Here is a 12,684-nt window from a genome sequence, read left to right as displayed (position 1 = left end):
ATGGCTCAAGAGACCGTACTCACCGCCAAGATTCAGAACGACAGGAGGGACGCAGCGATCGCGCGGTCTGATTGTTTGCGTCCCTCCCATCCCCTGAATCAACCCGTGGAACGTTAACGCCTTAAAGCGATGTATGAGCACCATCACAAAACGGTTTGTTGGCACTGTGTTTGCAGTTACACAGGGCTACTTTTTGAGCAGATTCAAGCTCGAATTTAACCGGCGTGAAGTCTGTGCCTTGATGACCGCCATCACAAAAGGGTTGATTTTTAGATTGGCCACAACTACACCAGAAATAGGTTCCCGCTTCAAGGTCTAAAACCGCAGGCTTATGATCGAAAACAACGGGCTTACTCATGATTTTTGATCCAATCCTATAACGACTTTTACGGTCTAAAATTCAGCCAGTTCAAAGGCTGAATCTTCTATAATTAGACTTTAAATCGAGTACCATCGGTTTGCACAGTAAGCACTAAAAAGTAAGGTAGTACCCAAAACGATACTATGGTGAATCAAGCATCCATTTCACAGATTGGAAACAAGCAGGTCTATTGTGCGGTGGAGCGGACATTGGCGGTGATTGGTGGACGTTGGAAGGTGTTGATTTTGCGGGAATTGTTGGGGGGAGTGCGGCGTTTTGGCGAGTTGCAACGGGCGTTAACGGGGATTACCCAAAAGATGCTGACCCAACAGTTACGGGAAATGGAGGCGGATGGCATTGTGCATCGGGAGGTGTATGCTCAGGTGCCGCCGAAGGTGGAATATTCCCTGACGGGGTTGGGGGAAAGTTTGCGGCCGATTTTGGCGGTGATGCATGAGTGGGGAATCCAGCATCAACAGCTTGAGCAGTTGGAGTCCTGAGAGCTAGAGTAAGGGGACAGGTTTGAGGGAAGGACGCGATGCAACGAACGCGGTTGAATGGTTTGTTGACGGGGGTGGGCGATCGCACCACGCAATGGGCAAGTAATCCCTGGCGGCGGTTGTCGCTGTTGGTGATTGGCTTGCTGGTGGGGTTTTTCCTGGCGAGTGGGGTCTCCAGTACAGCAGGGCAGATGGCTCTATGGGATATCTCGATCGCGGCCTTTTGTGTGGCGGTGACGGAGGTGATCAGCCGTTTCATTTATGGTCAAGGTCAGCGATCGCCCCGCATCGCCTGGGGGGATGTGATCAATGCCCTGAAAATTGGTTTCATCTATGGTCTGTTTCTCGAAGCCTTTAAGCTCAATTCCTAACGAGTTCTATGCGTTCACTGTGGATTTCAGGGTCGAGTCGGAGTGGGAAGACCCAGCGTTTGTTGGAAATGTTTGAGCAATGGACGGGTCAACATCGATCGCTGCCGTTGCCGAAGCAGGGACGGCCAGCGATTACCCCGGCGGTTTTGGTCTTGACGGCGAGTACGGCTAATCAGCGGGATTTGAGCGATCGCCTCCTGGCCGAGGTGATCAGCCATGAACCGATTGTGATGAAAACGCCGATCGCCTTTATGAAGGATGAGGTGTCGCTGTTTTGGCCGCTCATTTTCCAAGCCCTCAAACTCAATGCCCAATTTCCCCTCCATCTGCGCCCCGAAACGGAGCAAGAACTGGCCACACAATTGTGGCGATCGCACCTCGAAGACTTGCAACGGGACAACAGCGGCATGATGGAATATCGCTTCGTGCGCGATACCCTGGATCTGCTGCAACTGGCGGGGGCGGGGGGCACACCCTTAAGCCAGATTGCCGATCTGCTCTGTGCCGGGTTGCCGGGATTGTGCTGGGATGAACAAACGGATATTAGTTGCCAGCGGGGGGAACTATTGCAAGGGTGGCACACCTGGTGTTTAGAACGGGGGTTCCTGTCCTATGGCGTGATCTACGATCTGTATAGTCATTACTTGCTGGGGAATCCCAGTTATGAAGTGCAACTTTTGCGCCGCTATCAGGCCGTTTTTGCCGATGATCTCGATGATTATCCAGCCTTGGCTGCGGATATTTTGCGGACGTTTTTAGATCATCGGGTGTATTGTGTGGCGACCTATAATATTCATGGCCAAAGCCGTTTGGGGTTAAATGCAGACCCGCAAGCTCTGTGGCAACTTCAGGAGCAATTTGAGCAATGCGAGCGTCTCAATCGCACCGCTGGCCTGACAGAAATATTAACGCCGCTGCTGGATTCCCTGGTCTCAGATTCGCCGCAATTGCTAAACTTGCCGCCGACGGTGGAGGTGGTGCAACTGCAACAAACGCGCCACGATCGCATTGAACAATATTTGCCAGTGTCGCGGGCCTCGTTGTTGCGGGCGACGGCGGATCGGATTATTCGAGCAGTGCAGGAGGAAGGGGTGAGGGCGGCGGATATTGCGGTAATTGCGCCGGGGTTAGATGCGATCGCCCGCTACACCCTGATCGATATTCTCAGTAAAAATCAGATTGCCGTTGAACCCCTCAACGAGCAACGCCCCTTGATCACGTCTCCCCTAGTGCGGGCCTTGTTAACCTTGCTCACCTTGGTCTATCCCAATTTAGGCCACCTGACGGAGCGCGATCGCATCGCCGAAATGCTCGTTGTGCTCAGTCCACCATTACCGAACCGCAGTCCTGCCGCCACCATCGATCCGGTGCGGGCGGGTCTCCTCTCGGATCACTGCTACCACTTCGCCCCTGACCATCCCCACCTCTTACCGATCATGGATTACGATCGCTGGGATCGCTTTGGGCATCAAGTGGTTACCGCCTATGAACAGATCTACACCTGGATTGAACGGCAACGCTCCCACCTTGCCCAGCATCCTCCGCAATATGCGGAAAAACCCGCTCAGGTCTTAAATCGTGCCATTCAAGATTTTTTCGGCGCAACCCGGCCGCAACTCACCTATGGCGAGTTATCGGTGTTGCGGGAACTGATGGAAACGGCGCAACATTTTTGGGATGTGGAACGGCGACTCGAACAGAGCGGCTCCCCGAAACGCACGGCTTCAGAGACCTTAGAGCAATTTATTAAACTGTTGCGGCGAGGCACAATTACCGCCAATGCTTACCCCAGTCGTCAGGGGAAGCCGGACAATGCGGTGCTGCTGGCCACGATTTATCAATACCGGACGTTGCGACGATCGCACCCTTGGCAATTTTGGCTCGATGTGGGGTCGGTGCTGTGGCAAGAGGGGGGCGCAACGGGATTATTCGCCCATCATCTGTTTTGGCGCGATCGCCTAGGGCAACCCTGGAGCCCAGAGGAGCAAGAGCAGGACAAGCGCGATCGCCTCAATCGCGTCTTACGAGATCTGATTGCACGGGTGGATCAGCGGTTGATTCTGTGCCATAGCGAATTGGCGGTGAATGGTGCAGAACAACTGGGGCCCCTGTCGCCGTTAGTGCAGTCGGCGAATTTCTCCTAATCGAAGTGTGAGCCTCTGGCTCACTAAATCCTAGATTTGGGCGAGCAAGTGCCATCGGTTTGTTGTGTCGCGAATCGGATAGCGAGCTAAAAGCTTGCACTCCCAGAGGCTAGCAAGCCCCATAGTTTCGGTTTGTTGTCTGGGGTAGGCTCTGGTTTAGGATGGTGAAACGGCCTGGCGTTGACTGTAGCCAATCAAAACCGCCACACAGACCAGCGCGATCGCCCCGCCCATGCCCTGCACCGTTGCCACCGGTTCCAGGGCCTTAAACACCAGATCAAAAAAGCTAAACCCACCTCCCAACGCGCCAAAATACAACCCCAGTCCAAAGCCTTTATCCGTTGTCGGCACAAGGTTGAGAACAAAGGGAATCGCGCCATTGAGTACGCCACTGAGGGGAATCGCCACGATCGCCACTCCCAGGATCACCATCAGGGGCTGTGGATTGCCCAGCATCATCACCAACCCCAGCGCCGCCAACCCCGCACCGCCCACCATCGTTATCCCATTCCCCCAGCGTGTTGCCAGGTATCCCACGGGCAAGGCAGCGATCGCCAACGTGAGACTAAACGCCAAACTCCCCATGGCTTTTTGTTCCGGGCTGAACCCCAGCGCCACCACCATCGGAATTGTGGCAAAGACAAAGCGCAACCCCACCGAAAGGGTAAGACCCACCCCGACAATTAGGGCGATCGTCAACGGAGTGAGAGCCGTGGGAGACGGTTCGACGGGTTGGGGTTGATCGGGTTGGGGGGGAATGGCCCAGCGGAGAAACGCGATCGCCCCCAACAGCACCACTGACCCCAAACCAAAAGCAAACCCTGGCCCCCAACTCAAAATCACCCCGTACACCGTGAATCGCAACGCCCCGATCAGTTGTTGCACCAGGGTTAAGGCACTGGCCGCAAGGGGCAATTGGGGGCGGGGTGCTGCCGTGGCCAGCAGACTCATCACCGGACTGCGAAACACCGCCATGGCCGAAGCCCAAGCGATCGCCACCCCGATCAACAACATCGGCACAGCTTTCCCCCACACCACCACCGCCGGAAACCCCATCAACAGCGTCGCCGTTGCCAAACTTCCCACCACAATCCAGGGGTAACGGGTCCCTAGCTTCCGTTGGCTGCGATCGGACAGCCGCCCCACAATCGGCTCAATCACCACCTCCAGCCCATGCTCAATCGTCAGTAACAGCCCCGCCCATTCCGGCGCTAATCCTAATTCTGTTAAAAGTTGCGGCAAGTACAGCGCGTACAACACCCATCCCAAGGTAATCGCCCCCTGAACCGCCGTTACCCCCAACACTCGCGCTTTGCTGATCATCCCTTCGCCTCATGATTTTCTGCTTGGTCTATCCCGATGTTAACCGGAGAACTATCCCGCTTCAGGAGGTCATGGGGTGTTGGGAGGATGGTTTTTCAAAGGGGATCAACTTTGGGCTAGCACCGTCCTTATATTGGGAAAAAATGCGATAGTTTTCCATCAAGTCTTGATCTGCGGAGTCATAGTCTGCGGTGTTGCCGCTCCGAATCCGAATCAGGTTATATTCCACATTGCGATCGCCGTGAATCGCAAAGGCAATATTAAACACCTCAAAAAAATGAACCACCCAATCACAATCATCCACGGGATATTGCATGTAATAGCGAATTAATTTCGCCACTTGATGATCTAAATGGGTTCTCGCATTGGGACAGACCAGAACAATTTTCAGCAGTAAAACCACTAAGGTCAGCGCATGACCTTGGGTGAGAATAAACACGAAAAAATCCGAGGGTGTGTCATTGCGTTCAATGGTCAAAAAATCAATTACACGGTTACAGGTGCGCAGCAGTAGAGCTTCATCTAGCCCATCATCGCTGTAATCGGGGTAGAGGTTTTGAATCCGGCGCAGTAACTGTTTGCTGACAGAATTTTGCTGAACGGCAGAATCAGTGGAGTAGGATAAATAGTTGCATAACGCCCCTTTAAATTCACCGTAGCTTAACCCTTGAATTTGCTTGAGAAAAATATTGGCAAAGTGGGAATAACTGTAGCGACCTTGACGGGCCACAATGGTTTTAATCAGGCGAAGCACATCATCCCCTAAGCCGGTGGGATTTTGAAGATCAGTTTTACGGTCTGGAATGCCCGACTGCGATCGCGCTGTATACATTGCCAAATCAAACTTAAACTTATCTTTGAGTTCCTGCGATCGCTTCTGAGCCACTGCCCGCTGTTCTGGCGAATTTTCCGCATTCATAAATTGGGGAACCAACAGATAAGATGTGTAGCGTGTACTCCAGTGCGGTGCTGGTGCGTCTTCCTCCCTCTGGTTCTCTCCTTGCGGCTGTAGATGCTGCGCTGTAAATAACTTTAAATCTTGATAATCTTGACTATCAACAAATTCTTTCAACCATGCTTTTAAATGTTTACGTGCCTTGGTCGCAGTGGGCATATGCCAGTCAATTTCAGTGAAGCTACTCACCAAATTTGGGATGCAGTGGGTTTTCCGTTGCGTTTCCCAGTTGTTCACTAAAATATAACAACACCGTTTCAATGTTCCTAAAAACTCGTCCTTGTCATGATGTTTAAGGAGAAGAACGAGATCAGAAAATGCTGATAAGTTGCCTGGATGAGAACGATGCTCCAAAAAGAGAGCCTTAAACTCATCAAGGGCAATTTCTGGTGAACAGTTACGAACAACATCAAGGAGGAATTTATAGATCATCGTTCACCTAGCCTTAGGCATACAGCACCGAGCGAAATATAGGATTGAGAATGAGTGAACCAGAGACCCACGCCGCCGCAGCGTCCGCTCATCTTTTTCCCAGGATACATTGACTATCAAGGATATCAGTGATTTCCACGATGATCTTTATCGATCCTGCTGCTGATTTCCGTCTAAATACGGGTTGATCTCGATCACGTTCGGTATTAATGACGTTGCGATCGCCCCCGGACTCGGTCAATCTCCGCCTGGAGCCGTTCCACTTGACGCTGTAGCTCGTTCACTTCGCGATCGCTCTCCTGGGCAGATACGTTGACCGCGCCTTCCGAATTCGCCGTCCTGTATTGGCCATTACGAATTCGCTGATACTGGTCAGAGGTTGACCATTGTTGGAGAAAATGCAGCCGCTCCACGGGAAACGGATGGGTGAGCAACGCGCCCCGACCGCCGTTATAGAGCAAAAATTTATAAATCTGGTTGAGTTCGTCTTGATCCTGAGCCTGATAGCGTTCCGCTTGGTTCATAAATTCCGTCAGGCTGCATTCATGGGCGTATTTCTGACTGCCACCGGCCAGCTTCAGCATCGTTTGCGCCACCAGTGGCAAATCTTCGACCACCAAATGGGCAGCGCGATCGGCCGACAGTTCCGCCTTGCGACTCCATTCATAGAACCCAAACACCAGGCCCGGCGTGAGCATTTTTCCAATCCCCAAGGTGAGATCGCCGATTAATTGAGTGGCTTCCATTGCCCAGATTGCCATCTGTTTGAGCACGGTATGGCCGCATTTAATATGTCCCAATTCATGGGCGATGACGGTGCGCAGTTCCGCTTCATTGAGTAAGTCCAACGCCCCGGAATTAATCACCATGCTGGGATGATCAGAGCCGAGGGAATAGCTATTCACTTCGGGATTTTGACTGACGAAAAGATGGGGTTCTATGGGGAGGCTGAGATCCCGCACGCATTCGCGAAAAATGCCGTAGATGGTGGCATATTGACGGGGGCCCACTTCGACGCAATTGCCCATTAAATAGACATGTTGGGGGCGTTCGTAGAGGTATTCCACAAAACCACGGGTGAATTGCTGAAAACCGGGAATGGAGCGCAGGGCTTGCTCCGCTTGGGCATCGAGGGGATGTCGGAAGGCTTCGCTAGAAAGGCCGGGATAGGTTGCCATAGCAGGTTTTTCTTACAACACGGTTTGTTCTTGATTGTAGTCTGACACTGTGGGGAGCTGGGCGATCGCCCTCATCTGCCCATAGTCGAGTTTGCCTTGGGCATTGCGGGGGAGTTGGGCGAAACCGTGCCACTGTTTGGGGAGTTTGTGGGGGGCGAGGGTGCGGCGGAGGTGAGTTTGGAGGCTGTGTAACTGGGTTTCGGAGAGAATCGGGGCATGGAGGGCGGCGATCGCTTCTCCCCAAACGGGATCGGGCAGGCCCACAACGCAGACATCCGCCACCTGGCCCGTCGCTAAAATTGCCGCTTCGATTTCCTCTGGGGCGACATTTTCGCCGCCCGTGATGATTTGCCGCTGCTGCCGACCGATCAGGGTTAAGTGACCCTGGGGATCGAACTGGCCGAGATCATCGGCGGTGAAGGTGCGATCGCGCCACAGGTTCGGATAATACCCCCAGCAGAGGGACGCGGCCCGAATCTGAAGCCGTCGATCGGGCAAACTCTCAATCTGGGCATGGGGCAGCACCGGCCCGCTCGTGCGGTTGCCGGCGAGAAAATCGGCGGGTTTGAGGGTGGCGATCTGGGCGGCGGTTTCGGTCATGCCGTAGGTGGGGGCGAGGGGGAGTCCTAGGGCGGCGGCACGATCCAACAGGGCCGGATTCGCGGGCGCACCGCCGATGAAAATTGCCCGAAATTGCCGTAACCATTGCGGTGCATCGTCCCAAGTCAAGATCTGTTGTAATTGCGTGGGCACGAGGGATAGAAACGTCTCCGAGTCTAAATGGGTTGGGAATTGTCCCTGTTTCAAGCGGCGATAGTCCCCGATCCCAACCTGTCCCCCGGTGAGAATCGCCCGTAATGCTTGCATCAACCCGCTGACATGGTAGAGCGGCAACACACAATAACTCTGCACCGGACGGCGATCGAAATAGTCGTAAAATCCCGTCACCGCTGCCGTCAGGGTGTTCCAGGTATGGATCGCAAACTTCACCCGCCCCGACGATCCGCCGGTGGGAATGCCAATGATCCCTTGGCCGTTGATCTGTGCGATCGCTGCCTCATGATCATCCTGCTCACCATCGGCCAGGGGCTTCATCTCTTGGCTCTGCTGCTGCGTTTCAGGGAGTCCCCACATCAAATCCGGTTGCACGGTTGCCTGTACCTGCTGCCATTCCTGGGCTTGCCAGCGGGGATCACAGAGAAAAACTGGGGTTTGAGTTGCGATCGCGGCGCAACATTGGGCGAGAAAGCGTACCGGGTCGGGTTCGGCTAAACAAAGGCGGGGGCGTTGCTGGCTCAATCGGTCACAGGCGATCGCATAGTCCACCGCAAACCGCGCCCGATCCGCCCGTTCCTGAGCCGGATCATCCCGGCGCAACCACGGCGATCGCGCTTCCAAATACGCCCCCAATCCTAACCCGTTTCCCATAACCATCCTGCCGTCCCAAATCCCAACGCCCGCGCCGGGTTATGAATCGTCATCGCCCATTGAAGCGCATTTTGGCGACCGATCGCCGTTTCAAACACTGATGATGCAATCACATCAAGCTGATGAGCCTGACATAATGCCTGTAATTGCCACGGATCACCCGCGATCGCCACCTTCACCACATAGATCCCCCGCCAACCCCACCGCACCCACTGCGCCAACTGCCCCACCGTCGCCACCGCCTCATCCAACGCCAAGGGCAGCGGCGATCGCGCCTGCCATCGCAACAGCACATCCACCTGATCCGGCGGTAACGGTTGCTCGATCAATTCCACCCGCGCCGACGCACCCACCCCGTCAAGCCACGCCCCCAACGCCGCCTCGCTTAAACTCCCGTTGGCATCCAACCGGATCATGATCCCCGGCGGGAGGCGATCGCACAGTTCCCGCCACCAGCCCAATTCCTCCGCCACGGTCGCCACCCCAATTTTCCATTTCACCGTCTGTGTCCCTGCTGGCACTGTTGCGATCGCACCCATGGCAGCCTGTCCCGTCGGTAACAGGTAGGCAATTTGAGCGGGTTGGAGGGCGATCGCATCCGGTTGATGGTGAAGGGCAAAGAGGGCTGAAGCGGCGGCGAATTGGCAGGCGGGCAGGTGGTCGGGAATCTGCGTCAGTTGTGCCGGGGTGCAGGTGGGGCCAAGGTGGTTAAAAAAGGCGATCGCCTCTGCTAACGTTTCCGACCCAAACCACGGAATCGGCGCGATTTCCCCCTGACCCGTGCGATCGCCCCCATCCCAAAGTTGCAAAATCGCCCCCTCTCGCTGTCGCCATATCCCGTGCGCCGTTGACAGTGGTCGCCGAAATGCGATCGTATAGGGCTGCACCCTGCACCGTAACCCCTGATTCATTTTGACATTTCCAAACCAACTCGCTATCATGGGAGGGCTGCACATTCGCGGGTGTAGTTTAGTGGTAAAACCTTAGCCTTCCAAGCTAATGATAGGGGTTCGATTCCCCTCACCCGCTTTTTCCTAACATTTTCAAGCTCAAGCCAAGACAAGCGATCGGCTCAGAATCTCACTCCACTGATCAGAATCGATTAATTTTTCACCCCCCATCAATACCACTGCCGACACATCAGCCACGTTGCGAGTCTGGAACCAGTATGCGTAAGCCAAAGGCCCACAGTCCCCTTCCTAGAAGCCTCTGTAGTGCGAGCTTCTAGCTCGCTTGCAAACCTCTAGCTCGCTTGCAAACCTCTAGCTCGCTTGCAAACCTCTAGCTCGCTTGCAAACCTCTAGCTCACTTGCAAACCTCTAGCTCACTTGCAAACCTCTAGCCCTGACGGAGAGGGAGGATCAAGCGCAGGCTAGGTCAACATTGGACGGTTGTGTATAGGCAGTAGCATTGATGAGTCACTCCAGATACAGAAAGAAGAGGCTGATCGATCAGCCTCTTCTTTCTGCAAGACGCAGTATTTTTATGGGGTTGAGTCAGACTCTAAGACTTTTCTACCACCCAGAACGGAATCGTTTGACTGGGGTTCATTTCAAGGCGGCTCACCTCATTGCGGGCAAAAACATATTCCTTGGTTTGCCAAAGAGGGATGTAGGGGAGATCTTCGGCCAGCTTGGTTTGAATTTGGCTGATGATTTCCTGCCGTTGAGTGGGGTCGCTCTCCTCCCGTTGGGCATTGATCAAGTCGTTCATTTCCTTGTTGTAATAGAACGAGCCTTGACTTTGTGCGCCCCCTTCCGAACAGCCAGCGGCCTCGCTGCCTTGGGAGCAACTGAGGAAGGGGTGGATGTAGTTGTCCGGGTCGAGAAAGTCCGGATACCAGTTGACGAGGGCGGCGGGGTAGATGCCTTCTTTGATGTTTTTGAAGAATGAGGCCCCATCGACGGTGTTGGGTTCAAACTGAAGGATGCCCTCTAGCTGCTGCTCCGCGAGAGCTTGGAGGGTTTGCGCCACGAGGGAACGTGTGGTGGAAGCGGTGGGGAACCAGAGGGGGATCACCGCCGGGTTGGCTGCGGAAAACCCAGCTTCGGTGAGCAGTTCCATCGCGGCTTCGCTGTCGGCATCACCGTAGGCGGCTTGGAGGGTGGGTTCGTAATAGTTCTCAAAAGCGGTGGGGATGAGGCTGTAGAGGGGTTCGGCTTGACCTTGGAAGACGCGCTCATTGATCAAGGCCCGATCAACCAGGGAAGCGATCGCTTGTCGCACTTCCACTTGATCGAGGGGTTCTTGATTCACGTTAAGCACCATGAAATTCACCGCCGTACCAGGGGCTTCAATCACCTGCCAGTCCTCTTGATCACCGCCCTCTTGGAGCGTCGTAATTTGTTCCGGATCGAGGGATTGATAGGCCACATCCACCGCGCCCGTAGTGAAGGCATTAAAGAGGTTGGCGGAGTTGTCGCCATAGATTTGAATATCAACCCCTTCATTGGCGGGTGCATCACCCCAATAGTCCGGGTTAGCATCCATGCGAATCGTGTCGCTGGTGAATTCCGTCAGGCTGTAGGGGCCAGTGCCGACAAAGGTATCGGGGTTGAATTCCCCTTCGCCGATGGTGTAGGCATCGGGAGAAATGGCGCAAGTTCCGGCAAAGCCTAGGAGGGCGGGGAACGCCGCAAAGGGTTGTTTGAGGGTGATAGTTAGTTCGTAGTCACCGGATGCCTCCACGGTTTCCACTACGTCAGCCAGGAGAAACGCCGGTTTGCCGCCGTTGCCGATGAAGCGATCGAGGGAAAATTTCATCGCTTCGGCATTAAAGGGTGTGCCGTCGTGGAAGGTGACCCCTTCCCGCAGGGGGATGATGTAGGTGAGGCCATCGTCGCTAATCGTTGGCATGGCCGTGGCTAAACTGGGTTCGAGTTCGGTGGTTCCCGGTTGGTAGGTATAGAGGGTATCGCTAAGGTTATAAATAATTTCGATCCCGGCCATTTCATAGCTGTCGGCGGGGTCGATGGTGCGGGGTTTTAGGGTCGTGCCGTAGATGATGCGATCGCTCGGTGTGGTGCTAGCGGCCGTATCGCTGGGGGCATCGCTCGCCCTGTCCGAGGAAGCAGGATTGCAGCCCACCACCAAGACGGCACAGAGTAAAAATAAACCTACAAATTGTCCGCAAGCTCGCCAAAATCGGGATAGCGGGAAGGAGCGTTGTGTCATGTTTGAATGTGTTAAAAATTCAGTGTCTGGAGTCTTAATGATTCTACTCGCATTGGGTGAAGATCGTGGCTTTGCGACCTTGACATCTTCATCCCCATCGCCCTACTGGGGGCGCTGGGAAAGGAGGGCAACGCAAACATGGGATCACTGCGCAGTCCTGGCTTAACTGTCACAAGAAGACTTCCGTTCGAGTCGATTGGCTTTACGGTGAGATGAATTTGGACATTCTAAGATGGAACCATAGTCCTGATCTATTCCCAAGTATGCGTCTGCCTGATGACCCTGACACCCCGTTAAGCATCAATCTCATCTCGATGATTGATGTGATTTTTGTGATTTTGGCCTTTGTGATTCTCGCGGCGGTGCAGTTGGTGCGCTTAACCGGAATGCCCGTCAATCTCCCCCCAGCGGCCACCTCCGAAGCCCAGCCCGTGCCGCCAGTGACGGTGACGCTGCGGGCCGATGGTCAGATTTTTTTCAATCAAACCCCCACCCCCCTACCGCAGATCATCACCGCCTTGGAGGGGATGCAAACCCCGGAGCAGCCTTTGGTGGTGTTGTTGAATGCGGATCGGGTAGTTCCCCACGGGGATGTTGTCGCGGTGATGGATCAATTGCGGCAGTTGGGGGGGGTGCAGTTAGCGATCGCCACTCAACCCGCCCCCATTGATTCCGCCCCCGTTAATCCTGCGATCGCCCCCTAGCCCCAACCTTCCCGATGGGATCGGGTGTGGAAATCCGCCGTCAGATGCAAGAAAATGCCGTTCCCCGTTGCGATCGCCAATTTGTCACAATGGAACCAAACGATTAACGCCCTG

General features: G+C 54.5%; 11 protein-coding genes and 1 tRNA gene. 5 read left to right on the top strand and 7 right to left on the bottom strand.

Annotated features, from left to right (window positions below; genetic code table 11):
• Nucleotides 1-121: 121 nt before the first annotated feature.
• Nucleotides 122-358 carry a CDGSH iron-sulfur domain-containing protein gene (locus SPI6313_RS18430; protein ID WP_072622307.1) on the bottom strand — a complete coding sequence of 79 codons (237 nt, stop codon included), beginning with the start codon at nucleotides 356-358 and terminating at the stop codon, nucleotides 122-124.
• Between the two features lie 146 nt (nucleotides 359-504).
• On the opposite strand from SPI6313_RS18430, the gene SPI6313_RS18425 reads away from it, so the two are divergent.
• The 3 genes from SPI6313_RS18425 to SPI6313_RS18415 are packed head-to-tail and all read left to right on the top strand — an operon-like array spanning nucleotide 505 to nucleotide 3,376.
• A complete protein-coding gene (locus SPI6313_RS18425; protein WP_072622306.1) occupies nucleotides 505-861 on the top strand; it encodes a winged helix-turn-helix transcriptional regulator in 357 nt (118 codons plus the stop codon).
• 38 nt (nucleotides 862-899) lie between these two features.
• Nucleotides 900-1,232 carry a DUF565 domain-containing protein gene (locus tag SPI6313_RS18420; RefSeq protein ID WP_072622305.1) on the top strand — a complete coding sequence of 111 codons (333 nt, stop codon included), beginning with the start codon at nucleotides 900-902 and terminating at the stop codon, nucleotides 1,230-1,232.
• 8 nt (nucleotides 1,233-1,240) lie between these two features.
• Complete coding sequence (locus SPI6313_RS18415; protein ID WP_072622304.1) at nucleotides 1,241-3,376, top strand: hypothetical protein; 2,136 nt, start codon at nucleotides 1,241-1,243, stop codon at nucleotides 3,374-3,376.
• Between the two features lie 156 nt (nucleotides 3,377-3,532).
• Here SPI6313_RS18415 and SPI6313_RS18410 read toward each other — a convergent pair whose 3' ends face one another.
• The 5 genes from SPI6313_RS18410 to SPI6313_RS18390 form a co-directional block, all read right to left on the bottom strand.
• A complete protein-coding gene (locus SPI6313_RS18410; protein WP_072622303.1) occupies nucleotides 3,533-4,699 on the bottom strand; it encodes an MFS transporter in 1,167 nt (388 codons plus the stop codon).
• Nucleotides 4,700-4,760: 61 nt separating this feature from the next.
• Nucleotides 4,761-5,618, bottom strand: a complete 858-nt coding sequence (locus SPI6313_RS23100; protein ID WP_139276696.1) for a hypothetical protein — start codon at nucleotides 5,616-5,618, stop codon at nucleotides 4,761-4,763.
• A 674-nt stretch (nucleotides 5,619-6,292) separates the two neighbouring features.
• Nucleotides 6,293-7,264 (bottom strand): M48 family metallopeptidase, encoded by a 972-nt coding sequence (locus SPI6313_RS18400; protein WP_072622301.1) that lies wholly within the window; start codon nucleotides 7,262-7,264, stop codon nucleotides 6,293-6,295.
• Between the two features lie 12 nt (nucleotides 7,265-7,276).
• The gene (locus tag SPI6313_RS18395) at nucleotides 7,277-8,698 is read right to left on the bottom strand and encodes an AMP-binding protein (protein WP_072622300.1); all 1,422 of its coding nucleotides are present in this window, start codon (nucleotides 8,696-8,698) and stop codon (nucleotides 7,277-7,279) included.
• Nucleotides 8,677-9,633, bottom strand: a complete 957-nt coding sequence (locus SPI6313_RS18390; protein WP_217650657.1) for an o-succinylbenzoate synthase — start codon at nucleotides 9,631-9,633, stop codon at nucleotides 8,677-8,679. The genes SPI6313_RS18395 and SPI6313_RS18390 overlap by 22 nt, the downstream gene beginning before the upstream one ends.
• Nucleotides 9,634-9,650: 17 nt before the next feature.
• Between SPI6313_RS18390 and SPI6313_RS18385 the strand changes: the two genes are divergently transcribed.
• Nucleotides 9,651-9,721: transfer RNA gene (locus SPI6313_RS18385), tRNA-Gly, on the top strand.
• Between the two features lie 474 nt (nucleotides 9,722-10,195).
• On the opposite strand, the gene SPI6313_RS18380 is transcribed toward SPI6313_RS18385, so the two are convergent.
• A complete protein-coding gene (locus SPI6313_RS18380) occupies nucleotides 10,196-11,866 on the bottom strand; it encodes an ABC transporter substrate-binding protein (protein WP_072622298.1) in 1,671 nt (556 codons plus the stop codon).
• Nucleotides 11,867-12,129: 263 nt separating this feature from the next.
• On the opposite strand from SPI6313_RS18380, the gene SPI6313_RS18375 reads away from it, so the two are divergent.
• Entirely contained in the window at nucleotides 12,130-12,570 is a 441-nt protein-coding gene (locus SPI6313_RS18375) for an ExbD/TolR family protein (protein WP_072622297.1), read from the top strand.
• Nucleotides 12,571-12,684 lie beyond the last annotated feature (114 nt).

Origin of the sequence: Spirulina major PCC 6313 (assembly GCF_001890765.1) — a bacterium.
Lineage (GTDB): Bacteria > Cyanobacteriota > Cyanobacteriia > Cyanobacteriales > Spirulinaceae > Spirulina > Spirulina major.
The sequence above is the reverse complement of the archived record's forward strand: the minus strand, read 5'-3'. Positions and strand labels throughout refer to the sequence as shown.